At 65.6% G+C, this 21658-nt stretch carries 17 protein-coding genes; 10 read left to right on the top strand and 7 right to left on the bottom strand.

Annotation, left to right across the window (positions count from 1 at the left end; genetic code table 11):
• Nucleotides 1-80 precede the first annotated feature (80 nt).
• The 3 genes from cblC to JYJ84_RS04465 all read left to right on the top strand — a co-directional run bounded on the left by cblC (nucleotide 81) and on the right by JYJ84_RS04465 (nucleotide 6195).
• Entirely contained in the window at nucleotides 81-2783 is a 2703-nt protein-coding gene (gene cblC / locus JYJ84_RS04455; RefSeq protein WP_175222729.1) for a cable pilus usher protein CblC, read from the top strand.
• 159 nt (nucleotides 2784-2942) lie between these two features.
• A complete protein-coding gene (locus JYJ84_RS04460; protein WP_275890704.1) occupies nucleotides 2943-4028 on the top strand; it encodes a CfaE/CblD family pilus tip adhesin in 1086 nt (361 codons plus the stop codon).
• A 7-nt stretch (nucleotides 4029-4035) separates the two neighbouring features.
• Nucleotides 4036-6195 (top strand): ATP-binding protein, encoded by a 2160-nt coding sequence (locus JYJ84_RS04465; RefSeq protein WP_122948297.1) that lies wholly within the window; start codon nucleotides 4036-4038, stop codon nucleotides 6193-6195.
• 129 nt (nucleotides 6196-6324) lie between these two features.
• On the opposite strand, the gene JYJ84_RS04470 is transcribed toward JYJ84_RS04465, so the two are convergent.
• On the bottom strand, nucleotides 6325-8724 hold the full coding sequence (locus JYJ84_RS04470; RefSeq protein WP_122949655.1) for an ATP-binding protein: 2400 nt from the start codon (nucleotides 8722-8724) through the stop codon (nucleotides 6325-6327).
• Nucleotides 8725-9159: 435 nt separating this feature from the next.
• Here JYJ84_RS04470 and cblR point away from each other — a divergent pair, with 435 nt between their 5' ends.
• On the top strand, nucleotides 9160-9876 hold the full coding sequence (gene cblR, locus JYJ84_RS04475; RefSeq protein WP_122948296.1) for a cable pilus system response regulator transcription factor CblR: 717 nt from the start codon (nucleotides 9160-9162) through the stop codon (nucleotides 9874-9876).
• 305 nt (nucleotides 9877-10181) lie between these two features.
• A complete protein-coding gene (locus JYJ84_RS04480; protein ID WP_122949654.1) occupies nucleotides 10182-10610 on the top strand; it encodes a PRC-barrel domain-containing protein in 429 nt (142 codons plus the stop codon).
• A gap of 92 nt (nucleotides 10611-10702) precedes the next feature.
• Here the strand turns inward: JYJ84_RS04480 and dapF are convergent, their stop codons facing one another.
• Nucleotides 10703-11521, bottom strand: coding sequence for a diaminopimelate epimerase (dapF, locus tag JYJ84_RS04485; protein ID WP_175222731.1), 819 nt, complete (start codon nucleotides 11519-11521; stop codon nucleotides 10703-10705).
• Between the two features lie 271 nt (nucleotides 11522-11792).
• Here dapF and JYJ84_RS04490 point away from each other — a divergent pair, with 271 nt between their 5' ends.
• The 3 genes from JYJ84_RS04490 (at nucleotide 11793) to JYJ84_RS04500 (ending at nucleotide 14905) form a co-directional block, all read left to right on the top strand.
• Entirely contained in the window at nucleotides 11793-13871 is a 2079-nt protein-coding gene (locus JYJ84_RS04490; RefSeq protein ID WP_122948294.1) for a carbon starvation CstA family protein, read from the top strand.
• Nucleotides 13872-13883: 12 nt separating this feature from the next.
• Complete coding sequence (locus tag JYJ84_RS04495) at nucleotides 13884-14090, top strand: YbdD/YjiX family protein (protein WP_011353713.1); 207 nt, start codon at nucleotides 13884-13886, stop codon at nucleotides 14088-14090.
• A gap of 194 nt (nucleotides 14091-14284) precedes the next feature.
• Nucleotides 14285-14905 (top strand): hemolysin III family protein, encoded by a 621-nt coding sequence (locus tag JYJ84_RS04500; protein WP_039349524.1) that lies wholly within the window; start codon nucleotides 14285-14287, stop codon nucleotides 14903-14905.
• A 59-nt stretch (nucleotides 14906-14964) separates the two neighbouring features.
• Here JYJ84_RS04500 and JYJ84_RS04505 read toward each other — a convergent pair whose 3' ends face one another.
• The 3 genes from JYJ84_RS04505 to JYJ84_RS04515 all read right to left on the bottom strand — a co-directional run bounded on the left by JYJ84_RS04505 (nucleotide 14965) and on the right by JYJ84_RS04515 (nucleotide 17274).
• Nucleotides 14965-16374 (bottom strand): MFS transporter, encoded by a 1410-nt coding sequence (locus tag JYJ84_RS04505; protein WP_175222732.1) that lies wholly within the window; start codon nucleotides 16372-16374, stop codon nucleotides 14965-14967.
• Nucleotides 16371-16802 carry a nuclear transport factor 2 family protein gene (locus JYJ84_RS04510; RefSeq protein WP_122948292.1) on the bottom strand — a complete coding sequence of 144 codons (432 nt, stop codon included), beginning with the start codon at nucleotides 16800-16802 and terminating at the stop codon, nucleotides 16371-16373. Before JYJ84_RS04510 ends, JYJ84_RS04505 begins: the two co-directional genes overlap by 4 nt.
• Before the next feature lie 118 nt (nucleotides 16803-16920).
• Nucleotides 16921-17274, bottom strand: a complete 354-nt coding sequence (locus tag JYJ84_RS04515; RefSeq protein WP_122948291.1) for a DOPA 4,5-dioxygenase family protein — start codon at nucleotides 17272-17274, stop codon at nucleotides 16921-16923.
• A 491-nt stretch (nucleotides 17275-17765) separates the two neighbouring features.
• Here JYJ84_RS04515 and JYJ84_RS04520 point away from each other — a divergent pair, with 491 nt between their 5' ends.
• Nucleotides 17766-18143, top strand: a complete 378-nt coding sequence (locus JYJ84_RS04520; RefSeq protein WP_122948290.1) for a hypothetical protein — start codon at nucleotides 17766-17768, stop codon at nucleotides 18141-18143.
• A 223-nt stretch (nucleotides 18144-18366) separates the two neighbouring features.
• Nucleotides 18367-18855, top strand: a complete 489-nt coding sequence (locus tag JYJ84_RS04525) for a hypothetical protein (protein WP_122948289.1) — start codon at nucleotides 18367-18369, stop codon at nucleotides 18853-18855.
• A gap of 231 nt (nucleotides 18856-19086) precedes the next feature.
• On the opposite strand, the gene hpnH is transcribed toward JYJ84_RS04525, so the two are convergent.
• Nucleotides 19087-20247 (bottom strand): adenosyl-hopene transferase HpnH, encoded by a 1161-nt coding sequence (gene hpnH / locus JYJ84_RS04530; RefSeq protein ID WP_122948288.1) that lies wholly within the window; start codon nucleotides 20245-20247, stop codon nucleotides 19087-19089.
• A gap of 12 nt (nucleotides 20248-20259) precedes the next feature.
• Nucleotides 20260-21201, bottom strand: coding sequence for a 4-hydroxy-3-methylbut-2-enyl diphosphate reductase (ispH, locus tag JYJ84_RS04535; RefSeq protein ID WP_205183078.1), 942 nt, complete (start codon nucleotides 21199-21201; stop codon nucleotides 20260-20262).
• Nucleotides 21202-21658: the final 457 nt, after the last annotated feature.

Below are 21658 nucleotides of genomic sequence, written 5' to 3' on the forward strand. Positions count from 1 at the left end.
CTTCGCCGTATCGACGGGCGCGCCTGACCGGCGCGCCCGGTATTTTTTGGCAGTCCTTCGCAATTCTTCCATATTCCCGCATGATTCCATTCGATCTCAAGAAGACCGTTGTCGCGTGCCTGAGCGCTTTGTGTGTGATGGACCTCGTGTCCCCCGCACACGCCGCCTCGGCCGTGCCGCCGGGATTCGAGGACATCGTGACGGGACACGAAGAGCGCATCAACGTCAATTTCCTCGGCAAGCCGCTCGGCCTGATCCGGGTATTCGTGACACCGGAAACCGTACGCTTCGAGGATCCCGAGCGCCTGGTCCAGATGCTCGGCTCGCAAATCGATCCGACGGCGAATGTATCGCTGATCGGCGATGCGCTGTCGAAGTCGATGGCGCGCAACGGCAACCTCGCGTGTGCCGGACAGGCCGGCGTGAACGGCTGCGGGTATGTCGACACGGACAGCGCGGCCGTGATCTACGACGAAAGCGACGGCAACATCGAGCTGTTCCTGTCGCGCGCCTGGTTGAGCACCGAACAGCGCGATCAGCGCTTTCGCGAGCCGTCGTCGATGACGGAAAACGCGCTGATCCATCAACAGACGATCAACCTGTCGGGCGGGCGCGGATACGAAAGCTTGTCCGTGTCCGGCACGGGCGCGCTCGGCATCACGCCGAAGAGTTTCATCGGCGGGAACTGGAACTTTACCCATACGAGCTATTCGAGCGCATCGGACAGCCACGTCCAGTTGCAGGACCTGTACTACCGCCACGATATCGGCGCGCAGCATTACGCGCAGGCCGGTCGAATGGACAACCGCAACCTCGCGAGCGCGCTCGGGGGCAACTTCGGGTTCACGATGCTGCCGGTCGGCACGCTCGACGGCGTGCGCGTCGGCACGACGCTGGCTTATGTGAACCCCGAAGTCGCGGAACAAGGCACGCCGGTCACGCTGCTGTTGCCGCGCGATTCGCGCATCGACGCGTACCGCGGGAACGAGCTGCTGGGCACGTTCTACATGAAGGCCGGCGTCAATGCGCTCGATACGTCGCGCTTTCCCGAAGGCACGTATCCGCTGACGTTGCGCATTTTCGAGAACGGCATGCAAGTGCGCACGCAGACGACGCCGTTCACGAAGACCGGCGGTGGCATCAATTCACGCACGCGGCAATGGTTCGCGCAGGCCGGCCGCGCGGCCGACCAGGGCGCGCCGGACGGTGTGGCCGCGGCGGCCGGCGTGCGGATTCCGCTGTTGCGCGAGATGGCGCTGACGAGCGGCGTCGCGACCGTCGGCCGGCACGTATACAGCGAAACGGCGCTCGAGTGGCGCCACGCGTTCCCGCTGGGTGTACTTTCCGCCGGCGGTTCGTTCTTCATCGGGAACGACGGTTCGCGCGGCAACACGCAGCAGATTTCATTTGCGGACGGCGTGTCGTGGAGCGTGTATCGCTACCAGATGCGCGGCGCGGCGTGCAGCGGCCCGGCGGTGTCCTATCGCGACGTCGGCTGCTACGACATGCTGAACGCGAGCGTGTCGTTTCCGCTCGGAAACTGGTCGGCGATGCTCGGCTACACGTACAACAAGAGCGTCGGGCGGTCGCTATACCAGTCGGTCGATACGTCGGACCGTCCGTGGGCAACACCCGTCGTCCGTCAGGGCGACCAGGTGTCGCGCGCGCTCCAGGTTGCGTTGTCGCGGTCCGTGACATGGCGCAAGGTCAGCGCGAACCTGCGCGTCGGCGCGTATGCGAACCGCAACACGGGCGCCGGCAGCGAGTACGGCGGCTACGTCGGCGTGACGCTGTCGATGGCCGAACCCGCGATGCAGGCGGGACGCGCGTCTGCCTATACGTCGGCGGGCGTCGATGTGCGCACGGATCGCAACAGCACGACGACGAACTACACGCTCGACCGCAACTGGAACTGGCAGGGCGATACCTATCGGGAACTCGCGCTCGGCCTGTCGGGCTATGGCGCCGACAGCCTGACGGGCACCGTGCAGGGCCGCTGGAAGGGGCGCTACGGCGATGTCGCCGGTGCCGTCGCGAACAGCTACAGCCGCGACAGCGGCGGCAACCAGCCGTCGGTGACGGCGAGCTATGCGTCGTCGTTCGCGGTCGCCCGGCAGGGCGTGTTCCTGGGCGCGTCCGCGTCGCAGTCGGACCCGCTCGCGGGCTTCGCCGTCAGGGTCGGCAAGCGTGCCGATGCGAGCGGCATGGCGGCCGAGGTGAGCAGCGCGTCGAGCACGAAAATCAAGGTCGGGTTCGGGCAGCGCGCGTTGCTGCCGGTGTCCGCGTTCACGCCCGTGACGACCGAAGTGAGCGACGCGGGTGCGCGGGCGTCCGCCGGCGCGACGAGCGTGACCGAGGGGCTCGGCAAGCGCACGCTGTTCATGGTACCGGGGCAGCTTGCGCTGCGCGACGTCGATGCGAAAGTGACGTACACCTATGTCGGCCAGGCATTCTCGGCGCGCGGCATGCCGCTGTCGGACAGCGTGATTCTCAACGGCGCGATGTCGCCGATCGACAGCCAGGGTGGATTTATTGCCGAACTTGACCATAAGGAAAACGAATTGTTTGTCGTGGATGGCCCGACGCTGATGCGTTGCCCGCTGCACGTGAAGCGCCGGCAGGACGTGCTGATGATGGTCGGCAAGGTGCGCTGCGATGTGGCCGGCCCCGACGCGCTGCCGGATGCGCTGCGCAAGCAGGCCCGCGTACAGAAGCTGCTGCAGCACCGATACGTGATGTCGATGCGCGAGCGGACGGAGGGCGTGGCCGGTACGGCCCGGTAGCAGGCACGACGGTAGCCGGCCATTGCCGCACGCTGCCGTTGGCGATGTCGAGAACATAAGGGAACAGCCATTCAAATGATTCAAATCAGTCGAATTAGCTGCCGGGCAATTGTCCTGGCAGCCGCGCTGGGCGTGCTCTCGCTTGATGCGGCGGCAGCCATGAAACTGCCTGCGGACCGCAACGAGACGGTGGAGGCCACGTTGGATCGTGGCGCGCCGCTGGGGGACGTGATGGTATTCAGCAATGCGTCGGGAGGCTACGACACGGCCGAACCGGAAAAATGGGGGCGAAATTCGTGGACGTGCCAATCGGCCACTGCCACGGCGGACGGTGCGTGCCCAACGGAGCCGATATGGGTTGCGGCGGGCAATTCGACTGACATCCGGCTTTCGTTCACCGAGCAACAGACCGGTGCAAAGGCCGTGCTGACGCTTCAAGGAGAGAGCGCGTACCTCAGGCACGTGGATTGCAACGGCAAAGCGAGCCCGGAAGTCACATCGATCGCGCGAACGCCTGTTCATATGGCGCAGTCGGCTACCGTGGCCAATTGCCCGACCAATTCCATTACGTGGGACGGTCGCAGCCTCTTCGTCAAGATTCCAGCGGAGGAGCTCAAGAAACTGCCGTCCGGTGGAACCTGGAAGGCCAACCTCCGGCTGAACCTGAGATTGTGGGGCGCCAGCAATGTGTCGACGCTTGCCACATTCCGGGCGGCGATCAAGCTGAATACGACCGACAAGAACAACATCCAGGTCTATCTGCCGGAGTTCACGAACGCAACGCCCACCGTCGACCTCAAGCTGCGCAAGCTGCCGAACGGCAGCCGGATGGCGGGCACGTCGAACGTCGACATGTGCCTGTACGACGGCTACAACTCGCAGAGCACGTGGTTCGACGTGTCGGCGAGCGACGGCCTCACGATCGACCGCCGCGACAAGGGCCAGTATTCTGTCCTGCTCGCCTCGGACAAGAGCGGCGCCTATGAGTCGCGCGTCGACTACACCGCGAGCCTGACGTATGCAGGCAAGAAGATCGTGCTGCCGAACAACGAAACCGTGCGGCTGCAGGGCGTGAACAACAGCGCCGGCCGCTCGGTCTCGCTGCCGGGCATCTCGGTGCCGGTCGTCTGCACGCCGACGCCGCTGACGCTCGAGACACCCGAATTCCAGTCGGTCTGGAAGCGACCGGGCAAGTACAGCAACAAGCTGACGATCACCTTCACGCCGTCGTCGGCGAGTCTCTAGGGCGATCATGGAAGCAAAGTTCTTCGGGTATCGCCTGATCTGGCTCGGGCTCCTTCGCGCATGGATCGTCGTGCTGCTCGGCGCATCGGTCGGCGCGAGCGCCGCGACCGCCTGCTGGAAGCCTACCTTCACCGACGAGGAGCTTGGATGGATGCGCGCGCATCCGGTCGTCCATATCGCGGTCGAGGCGAACTGGCACCCGATCGAGTACATGCGCAACGGCGGGCATGCAGGGCTCGTCGCCGGCTACCTGAACGCGATCTCGAAGATGACCGGGCTTACGTTCCGGACCGTGCCGGGCACGGAATGGGGCCATGCGTACGAGGCGCTCGCCGCCGACAGGGTCGATCTGCTGCCCGGTGTGTGGCGCGAGCTGGTGCCGGACCGTATCGGCGTCGGCGCGCTGATCAGTTCGCCGTATCTGGTCGGGCGGCTGACCGTCGTGACGCGCAACAATTCCGCAATGATCTTCGGCCTGCAACGGCTCAAGGACCGCCGCGTTGCAATCAAGGGGCGCGGCGCGGTCGAGTACTTCGTCCGTCACAGCGGCGTGCCGCTCGACGTGCTGACGTTCGACTCCGAAGAACTCGCGCTCGGTGCGGTCGCCAACGGCGAAGCCGACGCCGCGCTCGGCGTCGACGTTACGATCCTGCCCATCATGCGCCGGCAATTCACCGGCCAGCTTTACATGTCCGGCATGCTGGCCGACCGCCCGGTGTCGCTCGCGATGCTCACACGCTCCGACCTGCCGATTCTTGCATCGATCATCGACAAGTCGCTCGCGGCCATTCCCGTCAGCGAGACGGCCGGAATTACGCGGGATGCGATCGAACTGGGTGACTACGGCAAACCGACGATCCGCTCGATCGTGCATTATCGTGCGCCGGTGGTGTTCGCGATTGCCGTGGCGCTGCTCGCGTTCGCGCTGCTCGCCTACCTGTCGTGGAAATCGCGCGCGGCCGCCATCCGCAGCAAGCGCGACAAGGCGATGTTCCTCGCGTTCGTCAGCCATGAGATTCGCACGCCGATGCAGACTGTCCTGTCGTCGCTCGAATTCCTGCAGCGCTCGCGGCTTTCCGTACAGCAGGCCGGCCGCGTGGAGGCGGCCGTATCGGCTTCCGGGACGCTGTTGACGCTGCTCGACGATATCCTTGAATACTCGCGCCTCGAGTCGCGCAAGGTCACGCTGTCGCTGCAGACAGTCGAACTCGCGTCGTGGGCCAGACAAGCCGTCGACATGGTGCGTTGGCGTGCCGAGCGAAAGGCGCTTGCGTTGACACTCGATGTTTCGGGTCCACCGTCGTTATGTGTCGTCATCGATCCCGTGCGCGTGCGCCAGATCGTGCTGAATCTGCTCGTCAACGCGATCAATTTCACGCCGGCCGGGGTCGTCGCGCTGCGTGTCCGCTATGTGGCCACGCGCCACGGGCGCAGTGGCGTGCTGCGCTTCGAAGTGCGCGATAGCGGCATCGGTATCGCGCCGGATCGCATCGGACATGTTTTCGATGCGTACTGGCAGGCGGGTCGGTCCGCGCAACAGAGTGTCGAAGGCAGCGGGCTCGGACTCGCGATCTGCAGCGAGCTCGTCACGCTGATGCGCGGCACGATCACCGTCGACAGCGTGCCGCACGTGGAGACGGTTTTCACGGTGCAGTTGCCGGTCTTTGCGGCGGAGGGCGGGCTTGTGCCGCTGCCTTCCGTCCCCGCTCCGGTTCCCGCGCAGGGAGCCGCACCGGACGCGCGGGCGTGCCGAGAGGCGTCGCGGATCCTGATCGTCGACGACCATGAAGCGGTTCGGGCCGCATTGCTGGATCAGTGCGAGGAACTGGGCTGCATCGGGCTGGCGGAGGGGACGGGCGAGGCGGCGCTGCGGCGGCTCGCGGACGGATGCGTGGACTTGGTGCTGCTCGATTGCAATCTGCCGGACATCGACGGTTATGCGCTTGCACGCATGATTCGGCAGGACGAAGCCGCGCGGCAGCTCCGGCATGTTCCGATCGTCGCGATCTCGGCCGTCACCGGCGATGCACACAAGATGCGCTGCTTCGATAGCGGGATGGATGGCGTGCTCGGCAAGCCGCTGCGGCTCGAGGCGCTGAGACAGATGATCGCGATGTGGTGTCCGGGGTACGCGGATGTCGGCGCCGACGCATCGTCGGTGGAATGACGCCGTCGCGAGCCGGCTTCGACGCGCGAGGCGAGCCCGTGTCGCCCGCAGGGGCGCGCGTGCATGGTCGAGCGTCGACGTTTCTGCGGCGGTGGGCCAGGGCGTCGTCGGTGCCGGAGGTCCTCCGGTCTATGCGCTCGCGCTGCCTGTCGTGTCCGTGTCGGTGCGATGACGGTTCAACAACGCACGATGGAGCGCATGGATGTCCGATGAAATTCCGTCGGACACGGCGTGCAGTTGCTGTTCCAGTTCTGCTGCCAGCACACTCGTCTCGGCGTGCCCGGCAATCGCCGCGGCGCCTTTGATCCGATGTGCCGCATGACGTGCCGCAGCCGCATCGTCCGACGACAGGGCGGCGCCAAGCGCAGCCAGATCCGCATCGACGCTTCGTCGGTAGATTGCGCGAAAGTCCTGCGTTGACGCAGGCAGCGCCTGAGCGGGCTGCACGGTCTCATTCGTATCGTCGTCGGTCGGACACCACAGATCGAGCATCTGGTGCAGCACGTCGAGTCGCAGCGGTTTGCCGAGCACGCCATCCATCCCGCTGTCGAAGCAGCGGGCGCGATGCGCATCGTCTGTCGAGGCGGAGATGGCGATGATGGGTGTGCGCGGCTGCCGGCGCCGCTGTTCGCTGGCGCGCATGCGCTGCGCGACGGTGTAGCCGTCGAGGTCGGGCAGGTCGCAGTCGAGCAGCACCATACCGTAACGCGTGTGCTCGAACGCCTCGAGCGCCTGCTCGCCGTTGCCGGCAAAGGTCGAGCGGTACGCGAGTGCCTCGAGCTGATGCTGGACCGCATGTTGAACGGCCTCGTGGTCGTCTACGACGAGAATCATCGGCCCCGTGTCGGTGCGTGGCGTTGCGTCGCGCCCTGCCTGCTCGGTTTCGGCCGCTGGCGGCACGAATGCGGGGCCGGAGGCGTATGCAATCGTGTCCGGCGTTGCGATTGGCGCGGTACGTGGTACCGGCAGAATCACCGTGAAGACCGTGCCTTTGTCGGGACTGCTGCTGACGGTAATCGCGCCGCGCATCAGGCTGACCAGCTCGCGGCAGATCGACAAGCCCAGTCCGCTGCCGCTTACGCGGCGGCTTCCCGGCTGTTCGACGCGCTGGTAGGGATCGAAAATGCGGCGCTGGCGCTCGGGCGGGATGCCGATTCCGGTATCGCGGACCTCGATCACGAGCGAGCCCGCCTGCTTCGGTTTGTTGTCGAGATAGTCGACGCGCAACGTGATCGAGCCTGCCGACGTGAACTTGATCGCGTTGACGAGCAAATTCAGCACGATCTGCCGTGTGCGTACCGGATCGATCGGCAGATGCAGATCGGCGGGGCAAGCGAGCTCGAGTTTGAGGTTCAGGCCTTTCTCGTCGATCCGCCAGCGCACCATGTCGACGCTGCGCCGCGCCCATGGCGCGATATGCGTGGGCTCGGGCGCGAGTGTGACGTTGCGCGATTCGAGCCGGGAGTATTCGAGTATGTCGTCGAGCAGTGTCAGCAGCGATTCCGATGCAGCGATGGCGGCATCGGCACGGCCGGCCTGTTTCGGTGCCAGTTTGGAGCGCTGCAGCAGTTCCAGCGACGACAGGATCGTATGCATGGGCGTACGAATCTCGTGGCTGATGAAAGCGAGAAACATCGCCTTGTCCCGCTCGCTGCGGATCGCCGCGACGCGTGCCCGCCACGAAACGAATGCGATCGCGGCCAGCGCAAGCAAGGTCGCGCCGGCCGCGGTGGCTTGCCAGCGGTGATAGTAGAGAATTGATTGGAGCGTTGGCTTGCCGTAATCGGCTGATTCGATCCACTGGCGCGGAATCTGCTCGCTCGAGCGTGCCGGAATTGCTGCCAGGGATTTGTCGAGAATCGATGCGAGCAGCGGCGTATCGCTGCGGGTCGCCATGGCCAGCGCGTACGGGCGGTCAGGCAGGCCGCCCGAGACGAACAGTTCGCCCTCGAACTGGCGGCGGAGCAGCGGCAGAATCGACATGTCAGGACCGATGGCGACGTCGGCGCTGCCGTTCGCGACAGCCGCGAGCGCGTCGCGCTCGTCGTCATACGTCAGCAAGGTCATGGGTAGGCCGCTTTGCCGAATCGCGTATTCGAGTCCACCGTTCCCCTTGATCGCGATTCGTCGGCCAGCCAGGTTTCGGAAAGCGACGAACTGGTTCAGGCGCTCCGATGCCACGACGAACATCGTGCCGACGAAGTACGGTTGACCGACGATGGCGCCGTTGCGGTACCGCGATATATCGGAAGTCTTCGACACGTCGGGCACCATGTCGATCTTCCCGGACATCAGTGCGTCGTACGAGCCGGCCCATGGGATATCGACGTATTCGAAGCGCAGCCCGCTGGCACGTGAAACGGCGTCGAGATACGACGGCACGACACCATTGATTTTCCCGCGCTCACGAAATTCGAACGGGCGCCAATTCGAATCGATACGTGTTCGCACCACCGGATGCGCGGCAATCCACGCCTTCTCTTCGGCGGTGAATTGCGGCTCGTTGCTCGCCCATCCAAATGTGGGCATCAGCCAGACGAGCACACCCGCGAGGACGGCGCGTCGTTTCACATTCCCCTTGCTCACGTGGTTCCACCAGGTTGTTGGGCGGGCCGCGACAGGACGGCTCGCAGTTCATGCCGAACGTCGTGATGATCGCAGGCAACACCGGACAGCAAGGCCGTCATCTTAGGTGGCGCGTTGTGGAAACGCAACGCAACGCGACGATCGGCGAATCGTGCAAAGCCGCGTGACGGACGTATGCGACATGCGCGGCATCCCGTCGATGCCGGGCTGCCGACGGCACCGCCGCAGCATGGCCGCCAACATCCGTCTGGCTTGGCTGAAAGGGTTAAAAATTATCCGGAAAGTCGGTAAGCTAATCGAGATAACCATGAACGGCATACCACGACAAGAGCGGATTCGACCGTTCGCCGCCGTTCCACAACAGGGAAAGGGGTAACAATGAGGCCAGAGCACCAGCCGATCCGGGTTGCGATCCTCGACGACCACGCCGTCGTCCAGCACGGGATCGCCAGTTACCTGACGGAGAAGAACGGGATCGAGGTGGCGGCGAGTTTCGCCAAGTCGCGCGATTTGATCCGCTGGCTCGAGACGAATCACGCCGATGTCGTGCTACTCGACTACACGCTCGGTCCCGGCGAGATCGACGGCCTCAATCTCGTCAAGCTCATCAATACACGCTTCCCGGAATGCCGGATCCTGATGATGTCGAGCAGCGATACGCCGGCGACCGTGAACATGACGATGCGCGCGGGGGCGCTCGGCTTCTTCGGCAAGAGCGAAGATCTCGGCGAGCTTGCGCATGCCATCCGTGTCGTGGCAAACGGGCGTCCGTACATCAGCGCCGAACTGGCCGCGCGGATGGAATCGAGCGCAACGCCCGACCCGCGCATCGCCGACACGAAGGCGGCGAGCGGCGACGGCACGCTGTCGCCCGAGTCGGTTTCGTCCGGTGACCTGGGCCTCAGCCCGCGCGAGCACGAGGTGCTGCGCTGCTTTCTCGCCGGCATGTCCGTGTCGGACATCGCCTCGAAGTTCTCCCGCAGCCGCAAGACGATCAGTGCGCAAAAGCAATCGGCATTTCGCAAGCTCGGTATCCGCAGCGATGCCGAGCTCTTTGCTTCCCGCAAGATGATCGACGAAGGCCGGACCTCCTGATTCCGATGCTGTGGTGTCGGCTTCCGTGCCAAGCACACCGACTATCCGCACGGTCGTTGATCTTCGTTCGATCCTCCGCGTCGATGATGCCGCACCTTGAACGCACGATCCGGTGAATGCCGCTACCATGAAAGCCGTGTTGCACGTTGAGCTTCGGCCATGCCGGTTCGCCGCGCGCACACGCAGAGGTGGCGCGGCCGGCTGCCCTGCCAACGACGAAGCGCGGGGTGCCCACCGATCAGCCGTTGCACCCGCGTCGCTTCGCTCCCGGAATCAACAACAACCGAACCGGAGTACATAACAGCATGGCTTTCTACAAGACCCTCATCGCAGCAACCGTCCTCGCATCGAGCGTCAGCGCGCACGCGCAGATCGCCGGCGCACAGCCGATCAGCGTGACCGTCGAGCAATCGCAGGCGCTGCTCGAAGGCTGGAGCGTGAAGAAGAGCGTGCTCGGCAAGGCCGTCTACAACGACACGAACCAGAAGGTCGGCACCGTGCGCGACCTGATCGTCGCACCGGACGGCTCGGTGTCGGCGGCGATCGTATCGGCCGGCGGCTTCCTCGGCGTGGCCGCGCACGACGTCGCGGTGCCGATCGCGTCGCTCGACGTGCGCAACGGCAACATCTACCTGCCGGGCGCGACGAAGGACGCGTTGAAGGCGACGCCTGCGTTCCAGTACGCGAAGGTGCCGTCGCCGCCGAAGCCGAAGAAGGTCGACGACAAGCACTGAGCACGCACTGATTTGCACGGCCCGGCGCGCAACGCGTCGGGCCTGGTCCGGCCGACTGCTCGCGCAAGAGGCTCGCGTGTCGGTCCGGACACTCAGGCCGCGGGCACTGGCTCGCCCAGCCAGTTTCCGCTGAACCCGAACGTGACCGGCCCGCTCAGGCGCACACTGCCGGTACCATCCCAATGCACCGTCACGTCGCCGCCGTCGCATTCGACGCGCACCGACGCATCCAGCAGTCCGCGCCGGATACCGTTGACGACCGCGCCGCACGAACACGATCCCGAACCGAGCGGCACGCCGCCGCCGCGCTCCCAGATGCGCAGGCGAATATGCGTGCGATCGATGACCTGAACGAAATGCACGTTGGTTTTCTGCGGAAACAGCGGATGTGTTTCGATGGCCGGGCCGCGCGCCGCGACATCGATCGTGCGGAGATCGTCGACGAAGAACGTGCAATGCGGATTGCCCATGTTGCAGGCGGCCGGTGCGCCGGGCAGCGGCAGCGCGAGGGTGTCGAGTGCCTCCGCGAGCGGCACGTCGCGCCAGCCGGTGAGCGGCAGGCCCATCTCGACGGTGATCAGGCCGTCCGCCTCCGTCGCGCACTCGAGATACCCGCGGGGAGTCCGCAACACGAGCGACGTCATGCCGGTTTCCCGCATCAGTTGCCAGGCGACGCCGCGCGTCGCGCTGCCGCAGGTGTCGAGCGGCGAGCCGTCGGCATTCCAGAACGCGACGCGGGCCGCCGCGTCGTCGCAGTCCGACACGACCGCGAGCTGGTTGAAGCCGATGCCGCGCTTCCGGTCGCCCATTTGCCGGGCGAGGTGGCCGTCAATCGCGTGCGCGGTGCCGCGCAGGTCGACGATCGCGAAGTCGTCGCCGTTCGCGTGCATTTTCTGAAATCCGATCGGCATGGCGGTTCCGGAAGGGAGGCAGGCGAACACTGTACGTGGCTCGCCGTTCGCGATCAATCGCCGCCCGATATCGCGAATGCGCCGGGCATCTACGTAATTTTACGTAGTTCCACATACGTAGTTATCCGCTTGTAAGCCGCCCCCGTCGCACGGAATACTACGGCCCATCGTCGCGGCCGTTGCGAGGCCGTGGCACGACGCATCGACGTCACACGTGTGCGGCATCCTCGCCGCATGCCATCTAAAACCACATTGGAGACCAGGAGACGCCATGAATCGGGCTTCCAGTACCCTGCTCTGGATCGCAGTCGCGCTGCTCGGCGCGTTCTCGTTCGGCACGATCGCACTCGCACATGGCGAGCGCGTCAGTGCCCTCTGGATCGTGATCGCCGCAGTCTGCGTGTATCTGATCGCGTATCGCTTCTACAGCCGTTTCATCGCCAGCAAGGTGATGCAGCTCGACGGGCTGCGGATGACGCCGGCCGTCAAGTACAACGACGGCCTCGACTACGTGCCGACCAACAAGTACGTGCTGTTCGGCCATCACTTCGCCGCGATCGCCGGCGCCGGCCCGCTCGTCGGGCCCGTGCTCGCCGCGCAGATGGGCTACATGCCCGGCATGCTGTGGATCCTGGCCGGCGTCGTGTTCGCCGGCGCGGTGCAGGACTTCATCGTGCTGTTCATCTCGACGCGCCGCGACGGCCGCTCGCTCGGCGATCTCGTCAAGATGGAGCTCGGCACGGTGCCCGGCGTGATCGCGCTGTTCGGCGCGTTCCTGATCATGGTGATCATTCTCGCGGTGCTCGCGCTGATCGTCGTGAAGGCGCTGACCAATTCGCCGTGGGGCACGTTCACCGTCGCCGCGACGATCCCGATCGCGCTGTTCATGGGCGTCTACACGCGCTACATCCGTCCGGGCCGTATCGGCGAAGTGTCGATCATCGGCTTCGTGCTGCTGATGGCGTCGATCGCGTTCGGCCAGCACGTGCACGATTCGCCGACGCTCGCCGCGTGGTTCACGTTCACGGGCACGCAGCTCACGTGGATCCTGATCGGCTACGGTTTCGTCGCATCGGTGCTGCCGGTGTGGCTGCTGCTCGCGCCGCGCGACTACCTGTCGACCTTCCTGAAGATCGGGACGATCCTCGGCCTCGCAATCGGCATCCTGGTCGTCGCGCCGGAACTGAAGATGCCCGCGCTGACGAAGTTCGTCGACGGCACGGGCCCGGTGTGGTCGGGCGGCCTGTTCCCGTTCCTGTTCATCACGATCGCGTGCGGCGCGGTGTCGGGTTTCCACGCGCTGATCTCGTCGGGCACGACGCCGAAGCTGATCGACAACGAAACCAACGCGCGCTTCATCGGTTACGGCGCGATGCTGATGGAATCGTTCGTCGCGATCATGGCGCTGGTCGCCGCGAGCGTGATCGAGCCGGGCATCTACTTCGCGATGAACGCACCGGCCGCCGTGCTCGGCACGACGCCGGAAGCGGTAGCCAACACCGTCACGCAATGGGGCTTCGTGCTGACGCCCGACATGCTGACGCAGACCGCGAAGGCCGTCGGTGAAACGACGATCATCGCGCGTGCAGGCGGCGCACCGACGCTGGCCGTCGGCATGGCGCACATCCTGCACCAGGTGATCGGCGGCGAAGCGATGATGGCGTTCTGGTATCACTTCGCGATCCTGTTCGAAGCGCTGTTCATCCTGACGGCCGTCGACGCCGGCACGCGCGCGGGCCGCTTCATGCTGCAGGACCTGCTCGGCACGTTCCACCCGGCGCTCAAGCGCACCGAGTCGCTGCCCGCGAACCTGGTCGCCACCGCGCTGTGCGTGGCCGCGTGGGGCTACTTCCTGTACCAGGGCGTGGTCGATCCGCTCGGTGGCATCAACACGCTGTGGCCGCTGTTCGGCATCTCGAACCAGATGCTTGCTGCGATCGCGCTGGTGCTCGGCACCGTCGTGCTGTTCAAGATGAAGCGCGAGCGCTATGCGTGGGTGACGATCGTGCCGACCGTGTGGCTGCTGATCTGCACGCTGACCGCCGGCTGGCAGAAGATTTTCGATGCGAACCCGAAGGTCAGCTTCCTCGCGCACGCCGCGAAGCTGCAGGCCGCGGTGGACGAAGGCAAGGTGCTCGCGCCGGCGAAGTCGATCGCGCAGATGCAGCGGATCATCTTCAACGACTACATCGATGCGGCGCTGGCCGGGCTGTTCATCTTCGTCGTCGTGGCGATCGCGGTGTACGGTGTGATCGCCGTGCTGCGCGCGCGCCGCGAGTCGAAGCCGACCGTGCGCGAAACGCCGTACGAAGCGATGCCGGCCGCGCAGGCGCTCGGCAGCGGACGCTAAGGGGAGGCCGCGATGTTCAGCGATCTTGGCAGCGACCTGCGCAGCGCGGGGCGTTACCTCGGGCAGGCGTTGCGGCTGATGGTCGGCCTGCCCGACTACGACACCTACGTCGCGCACATGCGCGCGACCCATCCGGACCGCGAGCCGATGACGTACGAGGAATTCTTCCGCGAACGTCAGAATGCGCGGTACGGGTCGGGGGCGGGGAAGTGCTGTTGAGCCGTACCGCTACAGCGGTTCGGTGATCGACAGGGAAGCGCCGCGAAGGATTTCGCGGCGCTTTTTCTTTGGCGGGCCGGCGGCGCGCATGCGGCGGGAATCGCCGCGCCGTTTGCCGGCGCGCAGCGCGGCAACGGCCGGCGGCCGGTATCATAGGGTTCATTATTCCCGATGGACCCGCAGGAGAACACGTCGTGCATGTCGGTGAGCGTTTCAACAGCATTTCCCATCTCGTCGGCGCGGTGCTGTCGGTGGTCGGTCTCGTGGCGCTCGTGACGATGGGCGCGCTCGAAGGCGATCCGTACAAGGTGGTGAGCTTTAGCGTGTACGGCGCGATGCTGATCCTGCTCTACGCAATCTCGACGCTGTACCACAGCGTCCGCAATCCGCGCCTGAAAGCAATCCTGCAGAAGTGCGACCACTCGGCGATCTACCTGCTGATCGCCGGCAGCTACACGCCGTTCACGCTGGTCACGCTGCGCGGCCCGTGGGGCTGGTCGCTGTTCGGCGTGAGCTGGGGGCTGGCCGTGTTCGGCATCGTGCAGGAACTGACACTCGGGCGGCGCACGCGCCTGCTGTCGATGATCCTGTACGTGGCGATGGGCTGGCTCGCACTCGTCGCGGTGCGTCCGCTGATCCATGCGCTGCCGCCGGTCGGTACCGCGTGGCTCGTGGCCGGCGGCCTGATCTACAGTGCGGGCATCTACTTCTTCATCAACGATGAACGCATCCGCCACGGGCACGGCATCTGGCATCTGTTCGTGCTGGCCGGGAGCCTGTGCCAGTTCGTCAGTGTCGCGATGTATGTCGCGTGAGCGGAAGGCGGCGTTGAGCCGATGACGACGGGCAGGTGGCGCGTCGGCTGCCGCATGCGCTAACGGCGCGTGGTGGCCTGCAGGTGCGGAGCCGTTTCGTCGGTTGCCGGTGCCGATCGCGTCGTTATCCACCACGTGACCGCGGCGAGCGCCGACAAGGCGATCGCCATGACCAGCGCTACCCGCATCGCCGCCGGAAACGGCTGCAGCGTCGCGATGCACGCACCGAAAATCGCCACACCGAGCGCCGATCCACTCTGTCGCGCCGCGTTCAGCGCGGCTGCCGCCACGCCGGCGCGGCGCCGGTCGACCGTCCCGAGCGCCGGCGACGTCGCGGCCGGCGAGATGAATCCCGATGCGAAGCCGATCGCGAGCATCGGCGCGACGGCCAGCCATGCGGGTGTCGTGGCACCGATGCCCGTCATGCCGAGCGCGCCGGCCGCATAGAGTGCGAACGCCGCGCACATCGTGCCGCGCGAACCGAAGCGCGCAACCAGCCTGCCCGAACACAGCCCGCCGAGCGCGACCATCGCGGTCATCGGCAGGAACGCGAGCCCCGTGTCGAGCGGGCTCGCGCCGCGGATCTGCCGATAGAACAGGCTGAGCACGAACAGCAGGCCGTAGAACACGAACGCCGACGCCATCGATACGAACGTCGAGCCGGCGAACAGCCGATTGCGGAAGAACGCGAGCGGCAGCATCGGCTCGCAGCGGCGCGCTTCGATCGCGACGAACGCGATCCACGCGACGACGCTCGTTATCGCACCACCGACGATCGGCGCCGAGCGCCAGCCGAGCGACGGCCCTTCGATCAGCGTGCCGATCAGCGCAGCGATCGCGACGATGGCCGCGGCCTGGCCGCCCCAGTCGAAATGCCGCGACGCGTCGACGACGGCGGCGCGCGCGATCGTGCGGCCGAGCCAGATGCCGGCAAGCCCGAGCGGCAGGTTCACGAAGAAGAGGCTGCGCCACCCGAGCAGATGGATCAGCAGGCCGCCGATCAGCGGTCCCGACGCCATCGCGATGCCGCCGCAGCCCATCCACAGGCTGATCGCCGACGCGCGCGCGGCCGGTTCGGGGAATGCGCGATTGAGCAGCGCGAGCGAGCAGGGCACCAGCATCGCGCTGCCGACACCTTGCAACGCGCGGGCGATCGCGAGCGCCGGAAGGTTCGGCGCGACGCCGCACAGCGCCGACGCGGCAACGAATACCGCGAGCCCTGCGACATAGACGGTGCGATCGCCGAGCCGGTCGCCGAGCGTGCCGCCCGTCATCAGCAGGCTCGCGAACGCGAGCGTGTACGCGTTCACGATCCACTGCAGGCCGGCCACGTGGCTGCCGAACGTATGGGCGATGTCGATGAGCGCGACGTTGACGATGGACGCGTCGAGCAACACGAGCGTGTAGCTCACGCAGGTCGCGGCGAGCACGCGGCGGGCCGTGGCGCGATTCGGCGCGGCGGCCGTCATGCGCGGTCCGTCGCCGGCGTGGCAGCTCGCAGCGCGAGAAAGCCGACCCATCCCCAGTACACGCGATGATGCGCGATCAGCCCGTCGCGCAGATCCATCACCTCGACGAGATCGACCTGGTCGCCGTCCGGCGTAGCGCGCGGATATTCCCACGTGAGCTGGCGGCCGTTCGAGAAGAACAGCCCGGTGCGGTACCAGCACCCGAGCCGGTTGCCCGGATTGCGCAGGCCTGCCGCGAAGAACGCGCCGATCGCGGCCTTGCCGTGCAGCACGCCGGAGCCGTGATCGGGCAGCGTGACGACGATCAGCGGCGTTTCGAGCACCGCGTCGTCGGCATACAGCGCCATCAGCGCATCGACGTCGCGCGCGACGACGGCCGCGTGCCAGCCTTCATAAATGTGCCGGGCATCGGCGTCGGCGTGCGTCATGGCGGGTTCCCGTGATCATCGATAACGGAACCCACTGTAGGGGCGTGCCGCCTCGGGACGTTTCACGTCAACCCGAAACGTGGATGTCGCCGCGGCGCAGGCGGCCGCGTGCCGGCTGTTATCCCGCCAGCGCGTCGAGATTCAGCCCATACGACTTCCCGATCCACACCGCGCAATCGCGATGATCGCGCAGTTCGTCGTTCGTATTCGGATGCAGGAAGATGTCGAGCGCGCCGTGGTTCAGCACGAGCCACGGCACGATGTCGTCGAATCGCGCGGCGTCGAACGCGATCTGGTACGACCAGGCCGGGTGCGGGCCGACGAGGCGCTCGTGAAAGCGGCCGAGTTCGATGACTGCGCCGAACCGTTCGTCGACGACCTGGCGAAACGCCCAGGCCGCGTCGCGGCTGGCTGCATCGAAATAGACGTGCGCGTGCCAACTGTCGATGGCGGTGGTGTCGAGGGCAGCCATGAAAGGACTCGATAAAAATGGGAATGCATGAGGTGCCGTGCGAAACGGCCGATGCGTGATTATCGCGCGTCCTTGCTGTGTGTGTCGTGTCGCTATCCGGTAATCCGGGCGCGATGATTTGTCCTGAATCACAAGAACCGTTCGATTCGAGGAAGCCGGAGCTCGAGGTATCCGCACGCGCGATATCACGCCGGAAGCCTTGTCGCAGGTACGCCGGCCAAGATCGCACCGGCAACACGTCATTTCGGAAATTGAAAAAGCGCTGTGTGCGTCGCTTCGGATCGTCTGAACAATGGCGATCAGGGCGTTGAATGAATTAAAGAAATTCCGATTTGGCGGGATTCGCGCATGACGCGGTTTGCGCACCGAATTCCGAAGCCGAAAATATCAATTGCAGATTCGGCTATTCAAGCGGAATGCGGCGCGACATACGATGGTTTCAACGCATCGTCGAACACGATCGATGCGGGGACAACCACCTGGAGGCCACTATGCGATCCCTCGTTCCCGTTGCTGTACTTTCCTGCGCACTCGTTGCGCTGCCCACCGTCAGCTTTGCGCAGTCGGCTGCTCTCGATGGCGCGCCGTATGCGGCACAGCTGAACTGGTCGGCGGCGCGTGCCGAGACCAACGCACAACTGATGCAGATGACGCGCGCCGGCTATCGCGCGACGTCGGCCGGCAACCAGAACTATCCGCTCGCGATGCAGCGTGCGCTCGAACGTGTCCGCAATCCGGTGCCGGACCGGTCGCGCGAAGAGCGGGCCGAGATGGAGGCCCGCGCCTCGCGCGATGCGCAGGGCGGCCATCCGGTCAAGGCGTTCTTCGTGAAGACCGCGTACTACCTGAAGGGCGAGAACACGTTCTGATGCGGGAGACGAGCATGGCTTGCACGATCCGATTTGCCGGCGTCGTGCGCGCGTCGGCGCCACGCCGGCTACCGGACGCGCGAGCGACGCAGCGGCGGAATGATGGGCACGGCGCGCGGCGTCGTGCGAAGCACCCGCACCATGCGCGCCGCGACGTCGTTGGGTGCCGCAGCGGTTGGCCGGCTTTCGAGGCGAGCGACGCGCCCGCCAACGGGAGCCCATCATGAAGGGCAACCGTAAGCACCGTCGCCACGTGCCGCTGACTCGCGAGTGGCTGCTGCCGCTGCCGCCCGTGCACGCGCGCGACATCTCGCTGAAATGCCACATGGCGCTCGTCGCGCTGCGTGGCGGGCATGGCAACGAGGCGCTGCTGATGCGCTTGCGCACGAGCGTCTATCTGGTGTTCCTGGCGCTCGACGACGCGGTGAGCGCTGACGCGGACATCGACGTGTGCGTCGACGCGGAGCGTGCGCTCGATGCGGGCGTGGCGCGCGCGGCGCAAAGCGGCGCATGGACGCTGCGCGACGACGAATGCGCGGTGCTCGAGCATGTGCTCGCGGCGAACGACGCGTGCGTCACGACGCTCACGCGGCATCGGCTGGCCGAGCTGTGGGAGCATGTCTGCACGTTCGCGTCGAGCGGCCAGCCGGCGCTCGTCGCGAGCGCGGCGGAGAAGATGCGCGAGCACGCGGCCGAATCGCTGGCCGCGTAGCGTCGCACCGGTTTCGCAGGGAGAGTGGAGGAGACAGGGCCGGCCGCACCGGCATGGCCGACACAGTCGCGTTGATTCAACGCATGCGTGGCTGTCGCGGCACTCAATACGGTGACGGCGGAGCGCGACTCGAAACCGCGGCCCAAAACAAAAGCGCCACGGAGCGGACTCCGTGGCGCTTCTTTTTTTCCCGCTGGCGCGGAGGCATGGCCCCCGCGTGGCGAAACGCGCTTAGGCTGCGGCGGCCGGCTTCGCCGGCTTTTGCAGCTTGCCCTTGCCGGCGCGCTGGATTTCCTCGAGCTTGATCTCGACGTGGCGCGAGAACACGTACTCGGCCGGGCGCTGCTTGTCGATCGGAATGTCCGGTGCGAACGGGCCGTCGGTCTTGATGCCCTTGCGGCTCACGGCGAACGCCTTCAGCGGATGCGCCATCGTGTCCATCACGGCGGTCGCTTCGAAGCCGCAGTGGACCATGCAGTCCGCGCACTTCTCGTAGTTGCCGACGCCGTAGTTGTCCCAGTTCGTGTCTTCCATCAGTTCCTTGAAGGTCTTCACGTAACCTTCGCCGACCAGATAGCACGGCTTCTGCCAGCCGAACACGGTACGCGCCGGGTTGCCCCACGGCGTGCACTTGTAGGTCTGGTTGCCGGCCAGGAAGTCGAGGAACAGCGACGACTGGCTGAACGACCAGCGCTTGCCGCCATCGCCGCGCTTCAGGATCTCGCGGAACAGGTTCTTCGTCTTGTCGCGGTTCAGGAAGTGCTGCTGATCCGGTGCGCGCTCGTACGCGTAGCCCGGCGACACGGTGATGCCGTCGACGCCGATCGGCCCCAGCGTATCGAAGAACTTCGCGACGCGTTCCGGCACGGCATCGTTGAACAGCGTGCAGTTGATGTTCACGCGGAAGCCGCGGCGCTTCGCTTCCTTGATGGCCGCGACCGCCTTGTCGTACACGCCTTCCTGCGATACCGAGTGGTCGTGCGCCTGCTGGTCACCGTCGAGGTGGACCGACCAGACGAAGTACGGGCTCGGCTGGTAGTCGTCCATCTTCTTTTCCATCAGCAGCGCGTTCGTGCAGAGGTAGACGAACTTCTTGCGCTTCATGATGCCGCGGACGATTTCCGGCATTTCCTTGTGCAGCAGCGGCTCGCCGCCTGCGATCGACACGATCGGTGCGCCGCACTCGTCGACCGCTTCCAGGCATTCCTGGACGGACAGGCGCTGGTTCAGGATGGGATCCGGGTAATCGATCTTGCCGCAGCCGTTGCACGCGAGGTTGCAGCGGAACAGCGGCTCGAGCATCAGCGCGAGCGGATAGCGTTTGTTGCCGGACAGGTGTTGGCGCGTGATGTACGCGCCGACGCGGACTTGCTGGAGCAGCGGAATAGACAAGAGATGTCCTCCTTAAACTTCGCGGGCGACAGCTTGCGTGAGCTTCGCCGGCAGCTTGAATTCGACCTTTTCCTCACGGCCCGCCATCGTCGTGACGTCGACGGGACCCAGCGCGCGCAACGCGCCGATTACATCTTCGACCATCTCCTCGGGCGCGGACGCCCCGGCGGTCAGCCCAACGGTCTTCGCATTCGCGAACCATTCGGCCTTTACTTCTGAACCGTCGGCGACGAGGTAGCTCGGCACACCGCTTTCGGTGCCGATCTCGCGCAGACGGTTCGAGTTCGAGCTGTTCGTCGCACCGACGACGAGCAGTACATCAACCTGTTCGCTCAGCTCGCGCACGGCGGCCTGGCGATTTTGCGTCGCGTAGCAGATGTCGCGCGTGTCCGGGCCGACGAGGTCGGTGAACCGGCGCTGCAGCGCTTCGATGATGCCGCGCGTATCGTCGACCGACAGCGTGGTCTGCGTAATGTACGCGACCGGCGTGTCGACGGGCAGCGTCAGCGTATCGACTTCGGCTTCGCTCTGCACGAGGATCACCTCGGCCGGAATCTGGCCGATCGTACCCTCGACTTCCGGGTGGCCCGCATGGCCGATCAGGATCAGCCGGCGGCCCGCCGCGACATACTGGCGGCCCTGCACGTGCACTTTCGTGACGAGCGGGCAGGTGGCGTCGAGCACGTCGAGCCCGCGCGTTTCCGCGTCGCGCTCGACCGTCTGGGCGACACCGTGCGCGCTGAAGATCGCGACAGCACCGTGGGGCACCTCGTCGAGTTCCTCAACGAATCGCGCCCCTTTATTACGCAGGTTTTCGACGACATGCCGGTTATGCACGATCTCATGACGCACATAGACCGGCGCACCGTGCTGTTGCAGCGCGCGGTCGACGATCTCGATCGCACGGACAACCCCCGCACAAAAGCCGCGGGGCTGGGCAAGGATGGCTCGCATAAGTGAGCGAACTCCGACGACAGACGCCGGGGTTCGAGGAGCTGGCACTCGCTCGCTCGCCCCGGCTTGATGTTATGAAGGCAGGAACGAACCGGCCGGCCAGGCCCCGGAACCCCGAATTAATCGCGCATTTTAACTCTATCGGGAAGTCCTTGCTCTGGTGCTGTGATTGGCGTGTTGCATTTGCGGGAGAGCCGCGTCGGCGCTGGCGCGCGCGGAACCCAGTAAACTATGCGGTTTCGCGGGCAGCCGCTCCGGCTGCCTGGCGTCGCGCTCATTTCAAGGCCATTCGATGACCGTCGATTCTTACGCGTTTTGCCCGACCGCCCGTGCGGTTTCGGGTGTTTTGTTCCTGACCCCTATTGAATTTGCCCATGCCGGCGCCCGGCAGGAGGCGTGCCGATGATGCTGGTTCTCGCTTTCCTGGTGTCCGGCCTGTCGTTGATGATCTGGATTG

It is taken from the genome of Burkholderia sp. LMG 13014, from assembly GCF_905232215.1.
In the GTDB taxonomy this organism is placed as follows: domain Bacteria; phylum Pseudomonadota; class Gammaproteobacteria; order Burkholderiales; family Burkholderiaceae; genus Burkholderia.

Coding starts and splice junctions, on each gene's coding strand:
- cblC (WP_175222729.1), top strand. CDS start 81: ATGATTCCATTCGATCTCAAGAAGACCGTTGTCGCGTGCCTGAGCGCT.
- JYJ84_RS04460 (WP_275890704.1), top strand. CDS start 2,943: ATGAAACTGCCTGCGGACCGCAACGAGACGGTGGAGGCCACGTTGGAT.
- JYJ84_RS04465 (WP_122948297.1), top strand. CDS start 4,036: ATGGAAGCAAAGTTCTTCGGGTATCGCCTGATCTGGCTCGGGCTCCTT.
- JYJ84_RS04470 (WP_122949655.1), bottom strand. CDS start 8,724: ATGCCCACATTTGGATGGGCGAGCAACGAGCCGCAATTCACCGCCGAA.
- cblR (WP_122948296.1), top strand. CDS start 9,160: ATGAGGCCAGAGCACCAGCCGATCCGGGTTGCGATCCTCGACGACCAC.
- JYJ84_RS04480 (WP_122949654.1), top strand. CDS start 10,182: ATGGCTTTCTACAAGACCCTCATCGCAGCAACCGTCCTCGCATCGAGC.
- dapF (WP_175222731.1), bottom strand. CDS start 11,521: ATGCCGATCGGATTTCAGAAAATGCACGCGAACGGCGACGACTTCGCG.
- JYJ84_RS04490 (WP_122948294.1), top strand. CDS start 11,793: ATGAATCGGGCTTCCAGTACCCTGCTCTGGATCGCAGTCGCGCTGCTC.
- JYJ84_RS04495 (WP_011353713.1), top strand. CDS start 13,884: ATGTTCAGCGATCTTGGCAGCGACCTGCGCAGCGCGGGGCGTTACCTC.
- JYJ84_RS04505 (WP_175222732.1), bottom strand. CDS start 16,374: ATGACGGCCGCCGCGCCGAATCGCGCCACGGCCCGCCGCGTGCTCGCC.
- JYJ84_RS04510 (WP_122948292.1), bottom strand. CDS start 16,802: ATGACGCACGCCGACGCCGATGCCCGGCACATTTATGAAGGCTGGCAC.
- JYJ84_RS04515 (WP_122948291.1), bottom strand. CDS start 17,274: ATGGCTGCCCTCGACACCACCGCCATCGACAGTTGGCACGCGCACGTC.
- JYJ84_RS04520 (WP_122948290.1), top strand. CDS start 17,766: ATGCGATCCCTCGTTCCCGTTGCTGTACTTTCCTGCGCACTCGTTGCG.
- JYJ84_RS04525 (WP_122948289.1), top strand. CDS start 18,367: ATGAAGGGCAACCGTAAGCACCGTCGCCACGTGCCGCTGACTCGCGAG.
- ispH (WP_205183078.1), bottom strand. CDS start 21,201: ATGCGAGCCATCCTTGCCCAGCCCCGCGGCTTTTGTGCGGGGGTTGTC.